This is a genomic window from Brevundimonas sp. ABV4_179, assembly GCF_056311945.1.
Map to the genome: position 1 here is coordinate 2,162,798 of NZ_CM149976.1, position 18,811 is coordinate 2,181,608.

The window sequence follows — 18,811 nt, forward strand, 5'->3', positions numbered from 1 at the left end:
AATTTCGGCAGACGAGACGCGCCGCGATGTCAAAGACCGGACGGCCATTATAGGGCGCCTGGACCGGGTGTTGGGTCGATTGACGCTGCTGGGGCGTAAGAAGCTGTTTTCGAAACAGGATGTTTTCGCAGTTGGGATGGCTGAGCCTCGCGGACGCGATCCAGCCAAGGCTCATTTCACGTCCTTCTCCCGCTCGTCACGGCGAAAGTCGGGACCCAGCGCCTTGGCATCCCTGACCGCACCGGATGACCAGCGGCCCGTGATCCCACGCGACGTTCGTCCAAGGGTCTGGCGAAGGTCTGGGGCCCGCCGGGATGAGCGGATAGAGGGGTTTAGCTGCGCGTCCGGTCGTAGGTGGAGAACTCGTGGGCGATGCAGCGGTCGATGAGCAGGCGCCAGACGGGTTCGGCGATGTCGGGCGACAGATTATGCGCTTTAGCCGAAACGAGGACCTTGGCCACCACGTCGTCGATGCGGGCCTGGTCGAAGACGGCGTCGCGGTCGGGCTTGATGCGGGCCGCGGCGTCCATGTAGCGCTGGCGTTCGGCCAGGAGGGCGACCAGGGCGCGGTCCAGGGCGTCGACGCCCTGGCGAACCTCGGCCATCGACTGGCATTCGGCGGGATCGACGCGCGGATCGACGGCGACAAGGGCGGGCTTTGACATGGCCGTGGGTTAGCGGGTCAGACCGCTCAAGCCAAGACGTTCAACCGACGAAGGCGCGTTCCAGGACGTAGTCGGCCGGTTCGGCGTTGGAGCCTTCCTTCAGCCCATAGGTCTCCAGCAGTTCGCCGGCTTCCTTGATCATGGCCATGGAGCCGCACAGCATGGCGCGGTCGCGGGCGGGGTTGAACCCCTCCGGCAGGCCCAGGTCGCGGAAGAAGTCGCCGGACTTGATGCGGTCGGTGATCCGGCCCGGCGTTGCGAAGGCTTCGCGGGTCACGGTGGGGTAATAGGTCAACTGGGCCTTGGCCTCGTCGCCGATCAGGGGATCGTCGTAGATTTCGCGGGTGAAGAAGTCGCGGTAGGCCAGGTCGGCGACGCTGCGGACCGTGTGGATCACATAGACATGACCGAAGCGGGCATAGGTGTCGGGGTCGCGCGCGACGCTGAGCCAGGGGGCCAGGCCCGTGCCGGTGCCGATCAGGAACAGGCGCTCGCCGCCGGTCAGAGCGTCCAGAACCAGGGTGCCGGTGGGCTTCTTGCCCATCAGGACGGTGTCGCCGGGCTGAATCTTTTGCAGGCGCGAGGTCAGGGGGCCGTCGGCGACCTTGATGGAGAAGAACTCCAACTCCTCGGCCCAGCAGGGGCTGGCGATGGAATAGGCGCGCAGGACCGGCTTTGCGCCGTCCTCGCCCGGCAGGCCGATCATCACGAACTCGCCCGATCGGAATCGGAAATCCTCGGGCCGTTTGACGCCGAAGCTGAACAGGCTGTCGGTCCAGTGGCGGACCCACAGAACCTCAAGTTCGTTGAACGGGCTGGCCTTGCCAGGAACCTTGGCGGGGGCGGGGGATACGGCGGCGTCTGTCATCGTGCGGTCTCTGTAAGCTGAGAGCCGGTCGCAGGAAAGAAAAAGCGTTTCGCCCGGCGACGACATTTCCTCGTGACGGCTTGCAGAAGCGCGGTTAGCGTCCCGGCCCATGCGCACCGTCCTTCTCGCCTCGACCATCCTCCTGTCCGCCACATCGGCGCTTGCGCAGGAGACGCCATCCAACATCCTGACGCCGGAGCGGGTGTTCGCCAGCCCCAATCTGAACGGACCGGTGGCCAAGGGCGTCAGCCTGTCGCCGGACGGGCAACTGGTGGCCTTCCTGCGCTCGCGGCCGGACAATGTGGATGTGCAGGACCTGTGGGCCGCGCCGACCGGGGCGGGAGAACCCTATAAGCTGATCGACGCGCGGGCCCTGGTTCCCGATGCGGGCGAGTTGTCGGAGGCCGAGAAGGCGCGGCGCGAGCGGATGCGGATCAGCGCGCGCGGCGTGGTGGAATATTCGTGGGACCAGCAGGGGCGCTATATCCTGGCGCCGCTGGAAGGCGACATCTTCCTGGCCAATCGGGCCGACGGCAAGGTGCGCCGCCTGACCGAGACGCCCGCCGACGAGATCGACGCCAAGGTCTCGCCCAAGGGCAGCTATGTCTCCTATGTCCGCGAGCAGAACCTGATCGTCTATGATCTGGCGAGCGGCAAGGAGACCCCGATCACCGATGACGGCGCCGGCCTGATCACCTGGGCCACCGCCGAGTTCATCGCCCAGGAGGAGATGGACCGCGACACCGGCTATTGGTGGAGCCCGGACGAACGCTACATCGCCATGACCCGCGTGGACGAAAGCCCGGTGGACGTCGTGCCGCGCTTCGAGATCACCGGCGGCGGCGCGACCATGGTCGAGCAGCGCTACCCCCGCGCGGGCCGGCCCAATGCCGTGGTTGAACTGTATGTCCGCGATCTGCAGAGCGGTGCGCGGGTCAAGGTGGACCTGGGCGCCAACACCGACATCTATCTGGCGCGGGTCAACTGGTCCGGCGACGGCAGGACCCTGTATGTCCAGCGCCAGTCGCGCGACCAGAAGACGCTGGACCTGCTGAGCGTCGATCCGACCACGGGCGCCTCGCGCGTGATCCTGAGCCAGAAGGCCCAGGCCTGGGTCGATCTGAACGACGATTTCAGGGTGCTGTCGGACGGGCGTTTCATCTGGTCCAACGAGGATTCGGGGTGGCGGCACCTGTATCTGTACGACCGCAACGGACGACGGCTGCGGGCGATCACGCGAGGCGACTATCCGGTCAAGCATCTGGACGGGGTCAATGAACAGACCGGCGACGTCTATTTCACGGCCTCGATGCGGGACGCCAAGGAACTGCCGATCGAGCAGCAGATGTTCCGCGCCAATCTGAACCGCACAGTCGATCCGGTCGCCGTGACGCCGGGCGGCGGGTGGTGGACCGTGTCGGTGAACGGGCCGGCGACGGCCTATGTCGGCAACTATTCCGACCCCGCCACGCCGCCGCAGTCGGCGCTGTACCGGATCGACGGGACGCGGGTGCGCTGGATCGAGGAGAACAGGCTGGACGCCAGCCATCCGTTCGCCCCCTACGCCTCGCGCCTGCGCGCACCGGAGTTCGGGACGATGCAGAGCCACGGCCAGACCCTGGTCTGGCGCATGACCACGCCGCCCGACTTCGATCCGTCCAAGACATACCCGGTGGTGATGCAGGTCTATGGCGGCCCCGGCACGGGCGCCGGCGTGCAGAAGAGCTGGCAGCCGCTGACCAACCAGTTGCTGACCGAGGCGGGCTACATCGTCTTCCGCGTCGACAATCGCGGCGAGGGCGATCGGTCGCAGGCGTTCGAGACCAGCATCTATCGCCGCCTGGGCATTCCGGCGGTCGAGGACCAGGCCCAGGCCGCGCAATGGCTGAAGACGCTGCCCTATGTCGATCCTGACCATATCGCGGTGATGGGCTGGAGCTTCGGCGGCTTCCTCAGCCTGCTGACCCTGACGGACAAGGACGCGAACCTGGCGGCGGCCCTGGCGGGCGCGGCGCCGACGGAGTGGAGCCTGTACGACACCCACTACACCGAACGCTACATGTCCACGCCGCAGGCCAACCCGGAAGGCTATGCCGCCACCGACATCCTGCCGCGCCTGGACGACATGACCGGCCGCCTATTGCTGCTGCACGGCATGGCCGACGACAACGTCATCTTCGGCAATGCGACGCGCGTCATCGACGCCCTGCAGGCCAAGAGCCAGCCGTTTGAGATGATGCTGTATCCCGGCCAGCGGCACGGCGTTCGCGGCGACCCGAGACAACTGCAGCAATGGCGCACCTATCTGGACTTCCTGGACCGCACGATCGGCAAGCGGGCCGCGCCCAAGGCGGACTGATGCTCGGATCCGCCGGTCGAGCATCCTTTCGCCCCGCCGCGCTTTCGGTGAATGGGGCCTAAGGCTGAGGGTGAGGGTCAAGAATGGCGAGACAGGGCGAACGCACGCGAAAGATCGTTTCATGAGCGACCTGATCGCCAATGTCGTCGGCTCGGCGGCGGCCGTGTGTTCGATCACCAGTTTCGCGCCCCAGGCGGTCAAGATCTGGAAAGAGCGCGATGCGTCGTCGGTCAGCCTGAAGACCTATTCGCTGACGGTGACCTGTTTCGTGCTGTGGGTCGTCTATGGGGTGATGACCCAGGCCTGGCCGGTCACGGTCGCCAACGCCTGCGCCCTGGTGATGGCGTCGGGCGTGTTGGTGATGAAGTGGCGGTTTCGCGACGGCGACCCCGACGCCTGACCATTTGATCTTGATCAAGGCGGCCGTGGGCGTTCGCGCACACACATTCGGCAAAGGAGATTTCCGATGCCCGAAGCCGCCGTTCCCTTCATCGCCGCCATCGTCGCGGCCTTCGTCTTCTTCATGGTCGCCGTGGGCGCGGCCGCCCTCTACGCCCGCGAACCCGATCAGAAGTGATCCAACCTTCCCCGACGTGATCTTGGCGCCCCCGCCGATGCGGGCTAACCCATAGCGACAACGTCCAACAGGGAGACGCCCCCAATGCCTGATCTCGCACAAGTCACCGAACACATCCGCGGCGCCGTCGGCGACAACTCCGGCCTCGGCAAGACCGTCAAGCTCGACCTGGGCGACCAGGGCAAGATCTTCATCGACGGCGCCTCCACGCCGAACACGGTGACGAACGAGGACAAGCCCGCCGACGCCACCGTCTCGATCAAATGGGATGACTTCATGGCTCTGTCGGAAGGCAAGCTGGACCCGATGATGGCCTTCATGCAGGGCAAGCTGAAGATCGCCGGCGACATGATGATCGCCCAGAAGCTGGCGCCGCTGCTGAAGCGCTGATGCCGGTCTGAACGACCATTTAGGGCGGCGCGGCTCTCGATCGGGAGCCGCGCCGTTTTCGTATCGAGCGCTCGGTAGAAGCGCGAACGGGAAGAGGAAACGACATGGACTTCAAACATTCCGACCGCGCCCTGGACTGGCACGCCCGCGTCCGCCGTTTCCTGGACGAGCAGGTGATCCCGCGCGAGCATGAATATTTCGCCCAGGTCCGCGAGGACGCGACCCGCCAGCCGCCCGTGATGGAGGCGATGAAGGCCGCCGCGCGCCAGGCGGGGCTTTGGAACATGTTCCTGCCGGGAGAGCACGGGGCGGGCCTGACCAATCTGGAGTATGCGCCCCTGGCCGAGATGATGGGCCGCCATCTGTGGTCGGCCGAGGTGTTCAACTGCAACGCCCCCGACACCGGCAATATGGAAGTGCTGCATATGTACGGGAATGCGGCCCAGCAGGATCGCTGGCTGAAGCCGCTGATGGCCGGCGAAATCCGCTCCGCCTTTCTGATGACCGAGCCGGAGGTCGCATCCTCGGACGCCACGAACATCCAGACCCGGATCGAACGCGACGGCGATCACTACGTCATCAACGGCCGCAAATGGTGGTCGACCAATATGGGCCACCCGAACGTCGCCATGACCATCGTCATGGGCAAGACCGACCCGGAGGCCGCGACCCACGCCCAGCAGTCGCAGGTGATCGTGCCGGTCGATGCGCCCGGATTCCGCGTCGAGCGAATGCTGTCGGTGTTCGGCTATGACGAGAAGCCCATCGGCCATGCCGAGGTCGTGCTGGAGAATGTGCGGGTGCCGGTCGAGAACCTGATCGCCGGCGAGGGGCGGGGCTTCGAGATCGCGCAAGGGCGGCTGGGGCCGGGCCGCATCCACCATTGCATGCGCGTGATCGGGGCGGCGGAACGGGCCTTGGAGTTGATGGTGACGCGGCTCTTGAACCGCACCGCCTTCAGAAGACAGTTGGCCGAGCATTCGGTGTGGGAGCAGCGCGTCGCCGACGCCCGCACCAATATCGAAATGTGCCGCCTGCTGGTGCTCAAGGCCGCCTGGATGATGGACGAGGTCGGGGCCAAGAACGCCCGCTCCGAGATCGCCCAGATCAAGGTGGCGGCGCCGAAGATGGCGCTTCAGGTCATCGACGACGCCATCCAGGCGTTCGGCGGGGCCGGGGTGTCGGGCGACACGCCTCTGGCCGAGCTGTATGCCGGGGTGCGCACCCTGCGCATCGCCGACGGCCCGGACGAGGTTCACAACCGCACCATCGCACGGCTGGAATACGCCAAACATGGGGGACGCCCGGCGCGCTGACCGAAAGTCGTTTCTGGCCAATCGGTTGGGAACCTTGGCTGGTCGATGGCGTTGGAACGATCAAGGAACGGCAGGGCGTTGAGTCGGGGTCGTCGAGCGGTCTAGCCACGGAACGGCCGGCATGAATGCGCGCTTTGAACCCGATGCGGGGGTTGCGTCTGACGTGGCGCGTTACCGAGCCGTGCGTGCAGTCATGGTCGATCTGGCGCAGGGTTTGTCGACCGAGGACCTGTCGGCCCAGTCCATGCCGGATTGTAGCCCCGGCAAGTGGCATTTGTCCCATACCAGTTGGTTCTTCGAGGCGATGATCCTGAGCGACGACCCGGCCTATCGGCCGGTCGATGCGCGGTTCCAGCAGTTGTTCAATTCCTACTACGAGGCGCTGGGCGAGCGGGTGGCGCGTCATCAGCGTGGCCTGATGACCCGGCCTTCCGTCGACGAGGTGCTGGCCTATCGCCGCGAAATCGACCGTCGCATGGTCGACTGGCTGGCCCAGGCGCCGTCGGGCGGTCAGCATCGCTATCTGCTGGAACTGGGCCTGCATCACGACCAGCAGCATCAGGAGCTGTTCCTGATGGATATTCTGAACCTGCTGTCGCGCTCGCCGCTGGATCCGGCTGGCTATGAGGTCGAACCGCGCACGGAGCCGCTTCAGCCGGCGCGCGGCGGCGTCGTGGCCCTCGACGGCGGTCTGGTCACCGTCGGTCACGACGGGGCGGATTTCGCATTCGACAACGAAGGCCCGGCGCACCGGGTCTGGTTGGAGCCGTTCGCCTTGGCCGCCGATCTGGTGACGAACGGCGACTGGCTGCGGTTCATGGCCGACGACGGCTATGGGCGCGCCGATCTGTGGCTGTCGGACGGCTGGGCGGTGGTGAAGGCCGAGGGCTGGATCGCGCCGCACTACTGGCGGCGCGACGGCGAGGACTGGACCGTGATGGGGCTGACCGGCCGCGCGCCCGTCGATCCGGCCGCCCCGGTGCGCCACATCAGTTTCTACGAAGCCGACGCCTATGCGCGTTGGGCCGGAAAGCGCCTGCCGACCGAGGCGGAGTGGGAGCATGCCGCCGCGACGAAGGGCGACGCCTTCTCCAACCTGTCGGGCGAGGTCTGGCAGTGGACCGCCAGCGCCTATGCCCCCTATCCGGGCTTCCAGCCCACGCCGGGCACGGCCGCCGAATACAACGGCAAGTTCATGGCCAATCAGATGGTGTTGCGGGGCGGCGCCTTCGCCACGCCGCCCGGCCATGCGCGCCTGACGTACCGCAACTTCTACTATCCCCAGCAAAGGTGGGCCTTCATGGGTCTGAGACTAGCCGAAGACGCCGCCGCGCGTCGCGACGATCCGTCCGCGACCCGCGTGGACGACGCCCAGACCGAGGCCTTCCGCCGCGACATGATCGACGGCCTGTCGCAGCCGCAGAAGGCCGTGCCGCCCAAATGGTTCTATGATGCGGAGGGGTCGCGCCTGTTCGAGGACATCACCGCCCTGACGGAATACTATCCGACGCGGCAGGAGACGGCCCTGCTGCGCGAACGGGCGGCGGAACTGACGGCCGACTTCGGGTCTGATGCGGTGTTGGTGGAGTTCGGATCGGGCGCCAGCGAGAAGACGCGCATCCTGCTGGACGCCGTGCCGGACCTGGGCGCCTATGTGCCGCTGGACATCAGCGAAAGCGCCCTGGCGCACGCCGCTCACCGTATCGGCGCCGACTATCCGCAGTTGCGGGTCGAGCCGTTGCTGGGCGATTTCGAACATTTGTCGCCCCTGCCGGACGACCTGCCCAAGGGGCGCAGGATCGGCTTCTTCCCCGGCTCGACCATCGGCAATCTGCAGCCGGACGAGGCGGTGCGCTTCCTGGCCGCGGCGCGCCGGATGCTGGGGGAGGGCAGTCTGTTCATCCTGGGGACCGATCTTGTGAAAGATGCGGGCGTGCTGGTCGCCGCCTACGACGACGCGAAAGGGGTGACGGCGGCGTTCAATATGAACCTGTTGGTCCGGGCCAACGCCGAACTGGGCGCCGATTTCGATCTGGACGTCTTCGCGCACCAGGCGGTCTGGAACCCCCAGGCCTCGCGCATGGAGATGCATCTTCGAGCGGCCAAGCCCACGACCGCCTTCATCGACGGCCGGACCTTCCGCTTCATGGAGGGCGAGACGATCCACACCGAAAGCTCGCGCAAGTTCACGCCCGAGACCATTACGGCCATGGCCGAGGCGGCGGGGTGGACGGTGTCGCGCCTGGACGTTTCGTCGGAACCCAGTGTGGCCCTGTCGCTTCTGCGCGGCTGATCGGCCGCCTTCGCGACTGTCGCAATAAGAAAGGGCGGCTCATCCTGCGATGGGCCGCCCTTTGATATGGAGTGGGATCTAACCCGCTCAGTCCGGGCTTTCCGCCGGATCCTTTTTCGTGCCGTGCGACGCCTCGCCGCCCTTGCGGCCGGCCTGGGCGGCCAGGCTGCGATCCTGGGAGAAGCTGCGCTTCTCGCTGGGCACGCTGGCGCCGCCCTTACGGGCGATCTCGCGCTGACGTTCGGGGTCCATTGAAGCAAAGCCTCGCTTGGAAACGCCTGAGGGTCGGGTGGGTTGGCTGTCCATCGGTCTTCCTTTCAGTGTCGCCGTTGCGCTTGCTGAAGTGAACCCAGTGACTCGGTGACGGTTCCGTTCGGAACCCTGTTTTACTGTCATGGCTCTGAGCATCTCTTCGCGCCTCGACTTCGGCCATCAGCCATAGGGGCGCGAATCACCTTCATCGCCGCCGCCGGGTTCCATGGGCGGAACTTCGTCCGGCGTATCCGACGGCTGGATTTCGGGTTCGGGCGTGGGGGCGGGCGGGATTTCGGGCTGGGGGGCGCCCGAGGGCGTGGGTTCGATATAGGTCATGGCCATCTCCTTCTGTTGAGGAGACAACGCCCGGCGCGACGCCGCGTTCGACGGACTGGCGCGCCGTCATGCCGCAGGGGAACTTCGTGGGTCGCGGCTGGTTTGATCTGCGAACCCGGAGACCGACATGACACAGAGCCCCATCGCCGCCCCAACCCCCGACGACATCGTCATCGAAGACGACAGCCTGAACCAGCGGCTGGATCGCCAAGCGGACGCCATACTGGCCTCGGGCGAAGACGACAGCTTCGCCCCGACCACCTCTGTGCGTCAGGCGGTCAAGGACGACGCCGAGCGAGTGCGCCAAATGGTCTCGCACCAGATCGACGACGCGCGTGACGGCATCCGCGACGAGCCGATCCGAACGACCCTGTACGCCCTGGGCGTCGGCGTCATCATCGGTATGTGGCTGCGCCGCTGATCGTCAGGCGGGCCCGACCGGCTCTCGCCGGATCGGCGCCTGCCTGAGGGCGGCGTCCGAGACGAACGGATTGGTGCGGCGTTCTTCGCCGAAGGTCGAGATCGGCCCGTGTCCCGGCACGAAGGTGACGTCGTCGCCCAGCGGCCACAGCTTTTCGACCACCGAGCGGATCAGAGCGGACGGGTCGCTCATGGGGAAATCGGTCCGTCCGACCGACCCCTTGAACAGCACGTCGCCGACCTGAGCGAATCGCGCCGTCCGGTTGAAGAAGATGACGTGACCGGGCGTGTGTCCGGGACAGTGGCGCACCTCCCACTGGGTCTCGCCCAGGCTGAGGGTGTCGCCGTCTTCCAGCCAGCGGTCGGGCGTGAAGGGACGCGCGTCGGGCAGGCCGTACATCCGGCCGCTTTCGACGATGCGGTCGATCCAGAACTGATCGGCCTTCTGTGGTCCGATGATCGGAACGCTGCTCTTTTCCTGCATCTCCGCCGCGCCGCCCGCGTGATCCAGGTGGCCGTGGGTGATCCAGATCTGGTCCAAGGTCAGGCCACGCCGTGCAACCTCGTTCAAAATGACATCCACCGATCCGCCAGGGTCGATAACGGCGGCCTTGTTCGTCGCGGTGCACCAGACGGTCGTGCAGTTCTGCTGAAGCGGGGTGACGGGCGTGACGAAGACGCCAATGGGGGAGGCGGGCTGGCTCATCGCGCCAGTATAAGGCCGGCCGATGCGCGAAACCACCGGCGGCGATCACGCCCGCGTTGACCTTTTGGACCCTTCTCGACATAAGGGCGGGCTTCGAGGCGCCGCTGCTGCCCATGACCTGGGCGGGGCGGCCTTCTTGCTTTATCCATTCCGCGCCCGTCGTGTCCCACGATCATGCGCCCCAGAGCGTCAGAAGTCCCGACCATGCAAGTCGTCGAAAAGTCGAACGAAGGCCTCAGCCGCGTGATCGCGGTCACCATTCCCGTCGCGGAGCTGAACGAAAAGCTCGACGCCCGCGTCAAGGAAGTCGCCCCTCAGGTGAAGCTGAAGGGCTTCCGTCCGGGTAAGGTGCCGGTCGCCCACGTCAAGAAGACCTTCGGCCGCGAGTTCATGGGCGAGATCATCAACGCCGAGCTTAACGAAACCAGCCAGAAGGCCCTGGACGAGGCCAAGATCCGGCCTGCTGCTCCTGCCGAGATGAAGCTGACCAGCGACATGGACAAGGTGATCGCCGGTCAGGAAGACCTGGCCTATGAAATGTCGCTGGAGATCATGCCGGAGTTCGAGCCGGTCGATCCCAAGACCCTGAAGCTGGAACGCCCTACCTATGAGGCGTCGGACGCCGATCTGGACGAGGCCCTGACGGAACTGGCCGGTCAGGCCAAGACCTACGAAGACAAGAAGGGCAAGACCGTCAAGGCCGCCGAGGGCGACCAACTGACGATCGACTTCCTGGGCAAGCTGGACGGCGAACCCTTCGAAGGCGGCGCCGCCGAGGATGCGGACCTGGTGATCGGCTCGGGCCGCTTCATCCCCGGCTTCGAAGAGCAACTGACGGGCACCAAGGTCGGCGAGGAAAAGACCATCGAGGTCACCTTCCCTGAGAACTATCAGGCCGCGCATCTGGCCGGCAAACTGGCCACCTTCGACATCAAGGTGAAGGCCATCAAGGCTGAGGCCGAAGCCAAGATCGACGACGAGTTCGCCACCCGCATCGGTCTGGAATCGCTGGATAAGCTGAAGGAACTGCTGAAGTCCAACCTGGACCAGCAATACGCCGGCGCCGCCCGCTTCAAGCTGAAGCGCGCCCTGCTGGATCAACTGGACGAAGCCCACGACTTCCCGCTGCCGCCCAAGATGGTGGACGCCGAGTTCGACGGCATCTGGCAGCAGGTCGAGGCGGACAAGGCGGCGGGTCGCCTGCCGGAAGACGACGCCGCCAAGTCCGAGGAGGACCTGAAGGCCGAATACAAGAAGATCGCCGAGCGCCGCGTGCGTCTGGGCCTGGTGCTGGCCGAGATCGGCCGCGCCAACAACGTCCAGGTCACGGATCAGGAGCTGAACGCCGCCATCCTGCAGGAAGCGCGCAACTATCCGGGCCAGGAACAGGCCGTCCTGAACTTCTATCGCCAGAACCCCAACGCCGCCGCCCAGATGCGCGCCCCCATCTATGAAGAGAAGGTCGTCGACCTGATCGTGGGCGTCGCCGATGTGACCGACAAACCGATCACCAAGGAAGAGCTGCTGAAGGAAGAAGACGAAGAGGGCTGAGCCCGGCGGATTACAATCGTTTAACTGGCGGTTGTGACATCATCTTCGGTAAAGCTTGAAGGGTCCGCGATGCGGGCCCTTTTTGTTTTCCAAGGCTGATCCCCATGTCCCTGCCCGGCGCGTTTTTGGCCGCCCTTCTCGTATCCGGCGCCCAGGCTCAGGATCCCGCGCCCACCGCCCCGCCTGTGGACCTGGAGGACATCACGGTCGAGGGGCGTTCGACGCGGCAGGCGGCGCAGCAGTTCGTCCAGCGCGTCGCCGCCGCGCCGGCCGGCGCCCGACTGGGACGGTGGAATACGCCCGTCTGTGTCAGCGTGGCCAATATGAAGGCGCCCTACGGCCAGATGCTGGCGGATCGGATCGGCGATATAGCCACAGAACTTGGCGTGAGCGTCGGCGCGCCGGGGTGTACGCCCAATGTGCTGGTGATCGCCGCCGACGATGGCCCGGCCGTCGCCTCCGCCTTGGTCGAAGGTTGGCGTCGTCGATTCCGGCCGCCGATCGACAACACCAACATGGGGCTTGCGGCGCTGGAACGGTTCAAGATCAGCGATGCGCCCGTGCGCTGGTGGCATATTTCATTGCCCGTATCCGCCGATACAGGACAACTGGCGGCTCGCGTCGCTGGAGAGGATCCGCCGACCATCGCCTCACGCAACCTCAGCCGGATGCGTTCGCCGCTTCGTTACGACCTCAGCTCGGCCACGGTCGTGATCGATATGGCCAAGGCGAACGGCGTGATGTTGCCGGCGCTGTTGGATTACACCGCCATGGTGGTGCTGGCCCAGGTCGATCCGCGTTCGGATTATTCGGATCAGCCCACCATCCTGAACCTGTTCAATGCGCCGGAGGGTGTCACGGGGATGACGGACTGGGACCTCGCCTATCTGCACGCCCTGTATGAAGCCGAACCGGATCGCGCGTCGGCCCGCGCCCAGGAGGCGGCGGTGTCCGACAGGTTGGAAGCCCGGCGTCGCCGGTCGGCCGGCGAGCCCGAAGAGTCACAGCCGCGCTGACCGGGCGCTTGCATACGCAGGCGTCGAACGCGATATGCTGAATGCAAAGCCGTCGCATCCACTGCGGCCGCAGTCCGTAAGACCAAAAAGGCATCCATGCGCGATCCGATCGAACTGATGAATATGAACCTCGTGCCGATGGTGGTGGAGCAGTCCAGCCGGGGCGAGCGGTCCTTTGATATTTTCTCGCGTCTGCTGCGTGAGCGGATCATCTTCCTGACGGGGCCGTTCGAGGACGGCATGGCGTCGTTGATCTGCGCCCAACTGCTGTTCCTGGAATCGGAAAATCCGAAAAAGGAGATCAGCATGTACATCAACAGCCCCGGCGGTCAGGTGACCTCGGCGCTCGCGATCTACGACACCATGCAATACATCAAATCGCCGGTCTCGACCGTGGTGATGGGCATGGCGGCCTCGGCCGGCTCCCTGATCCTGACGGCGGGCGCGGCGGGCCAGCGGATCGCCCTGCCGAACGCGCGGGTCATGGTGCACCAGCCGTCGGGCGGGTTCCGGGGCCAAGCGTCGGATATCGAACTGCACGCCGCCGACATCCGCTACACCAAGCGACGTCTGAACGAGATCTACGTCCACCACACCGGACGCACCTATGAGGAAGTCGAGAAGACGCTGGATCGCGACCACTTCATGTCGGCCGAGGAAGCCAAGGCCTGGGGCATCGTGGACCATGTCTATGATCGCCGCGAACAGGCCGACGCCGATGGCGTGAAGACGCCTGGCCACTGATTCGACCGGATCGAAACCGGAAGGGCGCGCCCCTCGCGGCGCGCCCTTTTCATTTGTGCTATCGGAACCGTCATGCAGTTCACGCGAGATCAGACCGGCCAGATCGAGGTCGATGGCGAGGCCTATGTGTGGGAGCTGCGTCGCCAGCCCCGGCCCAAGGGCGGCAATGTCTGGGAGGGGATGGCCGTGTCGCTGCGTCACCTGGACTACAAGCGCGAGGCGATCGTCCAGTTTCCGCCGCCGCTGCGCCCCAACGGCCGCCCGGACGTCGAGAAGCAGCGCGTTAATGTCGATGCGGTGCGCACCGCCGTCGCCTCCATCATGGCGGCGGGTTGGGACCCGACGACGCGCGGCAAGCCCATGGTGTTCGACGTCGACGCCGACGGCAACTGAGGTCAGGGCTTCTCGCGAAAGACGCGGAAGCCGGCCTCCTGGGCCATCGCCAGCATTTCGGCGTCGCCCGAGGTGTCGCCATAGGCGGCGACCAGCGTCATGGTGTCGCCATAGGCCGCCTTCAGCCGCCGCACCTTCTCCGCGCCGCGACAGTTGGGGCCGGCGAAGTCGCCGGTGATCCGGTCGGCGGCGTCAAAGACGAACTCGGTCCCCAGCAGGGCCTCGGTGCCCAGGCGTTTCGCGAACGGGGCGACCGTGGTGACGGGCGAGGCGGTCACGATGACGCGGTGGGCGCCGCGCCGGCCCCAGTCGTCCCAGACCTTGAGCGCGTCAGGCCGCATGAAGCGGGGCCAGATCTGATCGGCGAACCGGGCGGCTTCTTCCTCCAGCGTGTGGCGGTCCACGCCGTGCAGAAACTCGCGCACCGAGGCCGCCTTGATCCGGCCCCGGTCTCTATCGCGGGCATAGGCGGCCAGGGCCGGCGCCAGCTTGACCAGACCCAGCGCCCAGCCGCCCGGTCCGACGCGCCAGCGCAGGAATTCGGTGAAACTGTCGCGAATCGTCAGCGTGCCGTCGAAATCGAAGGCCACGATCGGCTGGTCGGGACGAGGGGACTGGCGCTCCGCACCGCGAATTCCCATGTCAGACATTCGCCTTGATCCCCGTCGACACTGATCCATCCACGCACTGCAACAATCCCCCGTCGCCTTCGGGGTTGTCGTGGAACGTGTGATGGGTGATTGTCATTTTTTGAAGACCTTCGCGTCCAGAGTGCTGGAATCAACGTGAGGGAAGCGCGTTACGGGCCATTTCGGTCCGCACCGCGGGAGTGAGATAAGGGTCTATGACCAAAGCAGCCGGCTCTGACGCCAAAAGCACCCTGTACTGCTCGTTCTGCGGAAAGAGCCAGCACGAGGTCCGCAAACTGATCGCGGGCCCGACCGTGTTCATTTGCGACGAGTGCGTCGAACTGTGCATGGACATCATCCGCGAAGAGCACAAGATCGGCTTCAAGAAGACGACCGATGGCGTGCCTTCGCCGAAGGAAATCCGCGACGTGCTGGATGACTATGTCATCGGCCAGGCCCACGCCAAGAAGGTGCTGTCGGTCGCGGTGCACAATCACTACAAGCGTCTGAACCACGCGACGAAGAACAACGACGTGGAACTGGCCAAGTCCAACATCATGCTGATCGGGCCGACCGGCTCGGGCAAGACGCTTCTGGCCCAGACGCTGGCGCGCATCATCGACGTGCCCTTCACCATGGCCGACGCCACCACCCTGACTGAAGCCGGTTATGTGGGCGAGGATGTCGAGAACATCATCCTGAAACTGCTTCAGGCGTCCGACTACAACGTCGAACGGGCGCAGCGCGGCATCGTCTATATCGACGAAATCGACAAGATTTCCCGCAAGTCCGACAATCCCTCGATCACCCGCGACGTGTCGGGCGAGGGCGTGCAGCAGGCCCTGCTGAAGATCATGGAAGGCACTGTCGCCTCCGTGCCCCCGCAGGGCGGCCGCAAGCATCCGCAGCAAGAGTTCCTGCAGGTCGACACCGCCAACATCCTTTTCATCGTCGGCGGCGCCTTCGCCGGGCTGGAGAAGGTGATCTCGGCGCGCGGCGCGGGGGCCTCCATCGGGTTCGGCGCTCAGGTCAAGGAAATCGACGAACGCCGGACGGGCGACATCCTGAAGGGCGTCGAGCCGGATGACCTGATGCGTTTCGGCCTGATCCCGGAATTCATCGGCCGTCTGCCGGTTCTGGCGACGCTGGAGGACCTGGACGAAGCCGCTTTGGTCACCATCCTGACCGAGCCGAAGAACGCCCTGGTCAAACAGTACAAGCGTCTGTTCGAGATGGAGAATGTCGAACTGACCTTCACCGACGACGCCCTGACCGCCGTCGCCAAGAAGGCGATTACGCGCAAGACGGGCGCGCGCGGTCTGCGTTCGATCCTGGAAGGCATCCTGCTGGAGACCATGTTCGAACTGCCGACCTTCGAAGGCGTCGAGGAGGTGGTGGTCAACGCCGAGGTCATCGACGGCAAGGCCCAGCCGCTGCTGATCTATTCGGAAGCGTCCAAGAAGAAGGCCGACGGCGCGGCCTGATCGAGTCCGAAAACCGAAATACGCAGGCCGGGGAGGGTGACCTCCTCGGCCTTTTTCTTGGGTTTATGGTCCAGGCGTCTCCGCTCCATGCAATGGGGGGCGCGCGCCTAGGGTGGCGGAATGTCATCCCAGCCAGCGCCGCGCTGCGCTTAACCCTCGATGCGAAAAGAGCGCGGCCGAAGACGCTCGTCTGGCCTTCCAGACGGCTTTGCGACCACGCAGATGTGGGCCGTTCGCCCGTCACGCTTGAACCGCGGGTCTTTCAAACCACATACTCATCCGAACGCCGTCGGAATCGACGGGTCGTCACGCGCTGTCCGGGCCTGTTGTCCGGGCGACCGTGGCGGCGGGCCGGAGATACGCAATGGCCCGGGAGTATGTGCATCATGACTGAAACCAAGATCCTGCCCGTCCTGCCGCTGAGAGACATCGTCGTCTTCCCGCACATGGTCGTGCCGCTGTTCGTCGGCCGCGAGAAATCGGTGAAGGCCCTCGACGAGATCATGAAGGGCGAAAAGCAGATCCTTCTGGCCACCCAGAAGAACAGCGTAGACGACGACCCGTCACCCGACGCCATCTATCCCATCGGGGTGTTGGCCTCGGTGCTGCAACTGCTGAAACTGCCGGACGGCACCGTCAAGGTGCTGGTCGAGGGCAAGGGGCGCGCGCGCCTGACCCGCTTCACCGACCGCGAGGAGTATTTCGAGGCCGAGGCCGTCGAGATCGAGGACGAACCGGGCGAGACCTCGCAGGCCGAGGCCATGCTGCGCGCCGTGGTCGAGCAGTTCGAAAACTATGTGAAGCTGAACAAGAAGGTGCCACCCGAGGCCCTCAGCTCCATCCCTCAGATCACCGACGCCTCCAAGCTGGCGGACTCGGTCGCCGCCCATCTGTCGGTCAAGATCGCCGACAAGCAGGGCCTGCTGGAAACCTTCGACGTGCCCAAGCGGCTAGAGAAGGTCTATGGGCTGATGGAGGGCGAGATCAGCGTCCTGCAGGTCGAGAAGAAGATCCGCTCGCGCGTGAAGCGCCAGATGGAGAAGACCCAGCGCGAATACTATCTGAACGAGCAGATGAAGGCGATCCAGCGAGAGTTGGGCGAGACCGACGACGCGCGCGACGAGATCATGGATCTGGAAAAGCGCATCCGTAAGACGCGCCTGTCCAAGGAAGCCCGCGCCAAGGCTGAGGCCGAGGTCAAGAAGCTGCGCAACATGTCGCCGATGTCGGCGGAATCGACCGTGGTCCGCAACTATCTCGACTGGCTGCTGTCCGTGCCGTGGGGCAAGGCCAAGCAGAAGCCGATCGACCTGCAGAAGGCCGAGGACATCCTGGAAGAGGATCACTTCGGGCTGGAGAAGGTCAAGGAACGCATTATCGAATATCTGGCGGTCCAGGCGCGCACCGGCAGTTTGAAAGGCCCGATCCTGTGCCTCGTCGGCCCTCCCGGCGTCGGCAAGACCTCGCTGGCCAAGTCCATCGCCAAGGCGACCGGGCGTGAGTATGTCCGCATGTCGCTGGGTGGGGTGCGTGACGAAAGCGAGATTCGCGGCCACCGCCGGACCTACATCGGCTCCATGCCCGGCAAGATCATCCAGTCGATGAAGAAGGCCAAGACGACCAACGCCTTCGTCCTGCTGGACGAGATCGACAAGCTGGGGTCCGATTGGCGGGGCGATCCGTCTTCGGCCCTGCTCGAAGTGCTGGACCCGGCGCAGAACTCGACCTTCGGCGACCACTATCTCGAGGTGGACTACGACCTGTCGCAGGTCATGTTCGTGACGACCGCGAACAGCCTGAACATGCCGCAGCCGCTGATGGACCGGATGGAGATCATCCGGGTGTCGGGCTACACCGAGGACGAGAAGGTCGAGATCGCCAAGCGTCACGTCCTGCCCAAGCAGTTGGCGGACCATGGGCTGAAGGACGGCGAGCTGATCGTGCCGGACGACACGATCCGCGACCTGATCCGCTATTACACCCGCGAGGCCGGGGTGCGTTCGCTGGAACGGGCGCTGGGCGGACTGGCGCGCAAGGCGGTTCGCGAAATGGCCAAGACCGGCGCCAAGTCGATCACGGTCGATGAGGCCAAGCTGGCCGACTATGCGGGCGTGAAGAAGTTCCGCTATGGCGAGACGGACGAGGAGGATCAGGTCGGCATCGTCACCGGTCTGGCCTGGACCGAGTTCGGCGGCGACATCCTGACCATCGAGGCGATCAAGATGCCCGGTCGCGGCCGCATGACCGTGACCGGCAATCTGAAGGACGTGATGAAGGAGTCGATCTCTGCGGCCGCCTCCTACGTCCGCTCGCGGGCCCTGGCCTTCGGCGTCAAGCCGCCGGTGTTCGAGAAGACCGACATCCACGTCCACGTGCCGGATGGCGCCACGCCCAAGGACGGGCCGTCCGCCGGCGTCGCCATGACGGTGGCCATGGTCTCGGTCCTGACGGGCATCCCGATCAGGAAGGATATCGCCATGACCGGCGAGATCACCCTGCGGGGCCGTGTCACCGCCATCGGCGGCCTGAAGGAGAAGCTGCTCGCGGCCCTGCGCTCCGGCGTCAAGACCGTGCTGATCCCGCAGGAGAACGAGAAGGACCTGGCCGACGTGCCGGACAATGTGAAGTCGGCGTTGGAAATCGTGCCGATCTCCACGGCGGACGAGGCGTTGAAGTGGGCCCTGGTCGGCACCCTGACCCCGGTCGAGTGGGACGAGGCGGCCGAGCCGTTGCCGGCCCCCGTGCCGCCGCTGGACGGACCCGCCACGACCGTCAGTCACTGACGCCGGGTTGAAGAGGAAGCGCCGCC

Annotated in this window: 18 protein-coding genes; 12 read left to right on the forward strand and 6 right to left on the reverse strand. The window is 65.4% G+C overall.

Annotated elements, in window-relative coordinates; all coding sequences use genetic code 11:
• Nucleotides 1-332 precede the first annotated feature (332 nt).
• On the reverse strand, nt 333-665 hold the full coding sequence (locus ACYX4P_RS10385) for a chorismate mutase (protein ID WP_248116243.1): 333 nt from the start codon (nt 663-665) through the stop codon (nt 333-335).
• 40 nt (nt 666-705) lie between these two features.
• On the reverse strand, nt 706-1,533 hold the full coding sequence (locus tag ACYX4P_RS10390; RefSeq protein ID WP_248116246.1) for a ferredoxin--NADP reductase: 828 nt from the start codon (nt 1,531-1,533) through the stop codon (nt 706-708).
• A 109-nt stretch (nt 1,534-1,642) separates the two neighbouring features.
• Between ACYX4P_RS10390 and ACYX4P_RS10395 the strand changes: the two genes are divergently transcribed.
• The 5 genes from ACYX4P_RS10395 (at nt 1,643) to egtB (ending at nt 8,468) form a co-directional block, all read left to right on the forward strand.
• Nucleotides 1,643-3,892: a S9 family peptidase gene (locus ACYX4P_RS10395; protein WP_248116248.1), complete on the forward strand. Its 2,250-nt coding sequence runs from the start codon at nt 1,643-1,645 to the stop codon at nt 3,890-3,892.
• 121 nt (nt 3,893-4,013) lie between these two features.
• Nucleotides 4,014-4,292, forward strand: coding sequence for a SemiSWEET family sugar transporter (locus tag ACYX4P_RS10400; RefSeq protein WP_248116250.1), 279 nt, complete (start codon nt 4,014-4,016; stop codon nt 4,290-4,292).
• A gap of 261 nt (nt 4,293-4,553) precedes the next feature.
• On the forward strand, nt 4,554-4,859 hold the full coding sequence (locus ACYX4P_RS10405) for an SCP2 sterol-binding domain-containing protein (RefSeq protein ID WP_248116252.1): 306 nt from the start codon (nt 4,554-4,556) through the stop codon (nt 4,857-4,859).
• A gap of 104 nt (nt 4,860-4,963) precedes the next feature.
• The gene (locus tag ACYX4P_RS10410; protein ID WP_248116254.1) at nt 4,964-6,175 is read left to right on the forward strand and encodes an acyl-CoA dehydrogenase family protein; all 1,212 of its coding nucleotides are present in this window, start codon (nt 4,964-4,966) and stop codon (nt 6,173-6,175) included.
• 121 nt (nt 6,176-6,296) lie between these two features.
• Nucleotides 6,297-8,468 (forward strand): ergothioneine biosynthesis protein EgtB, encoded by a 2,172-nt coding sequence (gene egtB, locus ACYX4P_RS10415; protein WP_476069444.1) that lies wholly within the window; start codon nt 6,297-6,299, stop codon nt 8,466-8,468.
• Nucleotides 8,469-8,555: 87 nt separating this feature from the next.
• Here egtB and ACYX4P_RS10420 read toward each other — a convergent pair whose 3' ends face one another.
• Together ACYX4P_RS10420 and ACYX4P_RS10425 are read right to left on the reverse strand one after the other, a co-directional pair.
• Entirely contained in the window at nt 8,556-8,774 is a 219-nt protein-coding gene (locus tag ACYX4P_RS10420; protein WP_248116258.1) for a con-10 family general stress protein, read from the reverse strand.
• Between the two features lie 126 nt (nt 8,775-8,900).
• On the reverse strand, nt 8,901-9,059 hold the full coding sequence (locus ACYX4P_RS10425; RefSeq protein WP_248116260.1) for a hypothetical protein: 159 nt from the start codon (nt 9,057-9,059) through the stop codon (nt 8,901-8,903).
• 127 nt (nt 9,060-9,186) lie between these two features.
• Here ACYX4P_RS10425 and ACYX4P_RS10430 point away from each other — a divergent pair, with 127 nt between their 5' ends.
• Nucleotides 9,187-9,480 carry a hypothetical protein gene (locus ACYX4P_RS10430; RefSeq protein ID WP_248116262.1) on the forward strand — a complete coding sequence of 98 codons (294 nt, stop codon included), beginning with the start codon at nt 9,187-9,189 and terminating at the stop codon, nt 9,478-9,480.
• 3 nt (nt 9,481-9,483) lie between these two features.
• Here the strand turns inward: ACYX4P_RS10430 and ACYX4P_RS10435 are convergent, their stop codons facing one another.
• A complete protein-coding gene (locus tag ACYX4P_RS10435) occupies nt 9,484-10,185 on the reverse strand; it encodes an MBL fold metallo-hydrolase (RefSeq protein WP_282438743.1) in 702 nt (233 codons plus the stop codon).
• Between the two features lie 204 nt (nt 10,186-10,389).
• Here ACYX4P_RS10435 and tig point away from each other — a divergent pair, with 204 nt between their 5' ends.
• From tig to ACYX4P_RS10455, 4 genes are all read left to right on the forward strand, one after another.
• Nucleotides 10,390-11,736: a trigger factor gene (gene tig / locus ACYX4P_RS10440; protein WP_248116264.1), complete on the forward strand. Its 1,347-nt coding sequence runs from the start codon at nt 10,390-10,392 to the stop codon at nt 11,734-11,736.
• 104 nt (nt 11,737-11,840) lie between these two features.
• Complete coding sequence (locus ACYX4P_RS10445; protein WP_312571093.1) at nt 11,841-12,752, forward strand: hypothetical protein; 912 nt, start codon at nt 11,841-11,843, stop codon at nt 12,750-12,752.
• Between the two features lie 96 nt (nt 12,753-12,848).
• Nucleotides 12,849-13,496 carry an ATP-dependent Clp protease proteolytic subunit gene (locus tag ACYX4P_RS10450; protein ID WP_150823970.1) on the forward strand — a complete coding sequence of 216 codons (648 nt, stop codon included), beginning with the start codon at nt 12,849-12,851 and terminating at the stop codon, nt 13,494-13,496.
• A gap of 72 nt (nt 13,497-13,568) precedes the next feature.
• Complete coding sequence (locus tag ACYX4P_RS10455; protein WP_248116268.1) at nt 13,569-13,889, forward strand: hypothetical protein; 321 nt, start codon at nt 13,569-13,571, stop codon at nt 13,887-13,889.
• Between the two features lie 2 nt (nt 13,890-13,891).
• Here ACYX4P_RS10455 and ACYX4P_RS10460 read toward each other — a convergent pair whose 3' ends face one another.
• Nucleotides 13,892-14,539, reverse strand: coding sequence for an HAD-IB family hydrolase (locus ACYX4P_RS10460; RefSeq protein WP_248116270.1), 648 nt, complete (start codon nt 14,537-14,539; stop codon nt 13,892-13,894).
• Nucleotides 14,540-14,733: 194 nt separating this feature from the next.
• Here ACYX4P_RS10460 and clpX point away from each other — a divergent pair, with 194 nt between their 5' ends.
• Both clpX and lon read left to right on the forward strand, forming a co-directional pair.
• Nucleotides 14,734-16,002 carry an ATP-dependent Clp protease ATP-binding subunit ClpX gene (gene clpX, locus ACYX4P_RS10465; RefSeq protein ID WP_087119136.1) on the forward strand — a complete coding sequence of 423 codons (1,269 nt, stop codon included), beginning with the start codon at nt 14,734-14,736 and terminating at the stop codon, nt 16,000-16,002.
• Nucleotides 16,003-16,388: 386 nt separating this feature from the next.
• Nucleotides 16,389-18,785: an endopeptidase La gene (lon, locus tag ACYX4P_RS10470; protein ID WP_248116272.1), complete on the forward strand. Its 2,397-nt coding sequence runs from the start codon at nt 16,389-16,391 to the stop codon at nt 18,783-18,785.
• Nucleotides 18,786-18,811 lie beyond the last annotated feature (26 nt).

Excerpts from the sequence above, each read along its gene's own strand:
- ACYX4P_RS10385 (WP_248116243.1), bottom strand. The coding sequence starts at position 665 with ATGTCAAAGCCCGCCCTTGTCGCCGTCGATCCGCGCGTCGATCCCGCC.
- ACYX4P_RS10390 (WP_248116246.1), bottom strand. The coding sequence starts at position 1,533 with ATGACAGACGCCGCCGTATCCCCCGCCCCCGCCAAGGTTCCTGGCAAG.
- ACYX4P_RS10395 (WP_248116248.1), top strand. The coding sequence starts at position 1,643 with ATGCGCACCGTCCTTCTCGCCTCGACCATCCTCCTGTCCGCCACATCG.
- ACYX4P_RS10400 (WP_248116250.1), top strand. The coding sequence starts at position 4,014 with ATGAGCGACCTGATCGCCAATGTCGTCGGCTCGGCGGCGGCCGTGTGT.
- ACYX4P_RS10405 (WP_248116252.1), top strand. The coding sequence starts at position 4,554 with ATGCCTGATCTCGCACAAGTCACCGAACACATCCGCGGCGCCGTCGGC.
- ACYX4P_RS10410 (WP_248116254.1), top strand. The coding sequence starts at position 4,964 with ATGGACTTCAAACATTCCGACCGCGCCCTGGACTGGCACGCCCGCGTC.
- egtB (WP_476069444.1), top strand. The coding sequence starts at position 6,297 with ATGAATGCGCGCTTTGAACCCGATGCGGGGGTTGCGTCTGACGTGGCG.
- ACYX4P_RS10420 (WP_248116258.1), bottom strand. The coding sequence starts at position 8,774 with ATGGACAGCCAACCCACCCGACCCTCAGGCGTTTCCAAGCGAGGCTTT.
- ACYX4P_RS10425 (WP_248116260.1), bottom strand. The coding sequence starts at position 9,059 with ATGACCTATATCGAACCCACGCCCTCGGGCGCCCCCCAGCCCGAAATC.
- ACYX4P_RS10430 (WP_248116262.1), top strand. The coding sequence starts at position 9,187 with ATGACACAGAGCCCCATCGCCGCCCCAACCCCCGACGACATCGTCATC.
- ACYX4P_RS10435 (WP_282438743.1), bottom strand. The coding sequence starts at position 10,185 with ATGAGCCAGCCCGCCTCCCCCATTGGCGTCTTCGTCACGCCCGTCACC.
- tig (WP_248116264.1), top strand. The coding sequence starts at position 10,390 with ATGCAAGTCGTCGAAAAGTCGAACGAAGGCCTCAGCCGCGTGATCGCG.
- ACYX4P_RS10445 (WP_312571093.1), top strand. The coding sequence starts at position 11,841 with ATGTCCCTGCCCGGCGCGTTTTTGGCCGCCCTTCTCGTATCCGGCGCC.
- ACYX4P_RS10450 (WP_150823970.1), top strand. The coding sequence starts at position 12,849 with ATGCGCGATCCGATCGAACTGATGAATATGAACCTCGTGCCGATGGTG.
- ACYX4P_RS10455 (WP_248116268.1), top strand. The coding sequence starts at position 13,569 with ATGCAGTTCACGCGAGATCAGACCGGCCAGATCGAGGTCGATGGCGAG.
- ACYX4P_RS10460 (WP_248116270.1), bottom strand. The coding sequence starts at position 14,539 with ATGTCTGACATGGGAATTCGCGGTGCGGAGCGCCAGTCCCCTCGTCCC.
- clpX (WP_087119136.1), top strand. The coding sequence starts at position 14,734 with ATGACCAAAGCAGCCGGCTCTGACGCCAAAAGCACCCTGTACTGCTCG.
- lon (WP_248116272.1), top strand. The coding sequence starts at position 16,389 with ATGACTGAAACCAAGATCCTGCCCGTCCTGCCGCTGAGAGACATCGTC.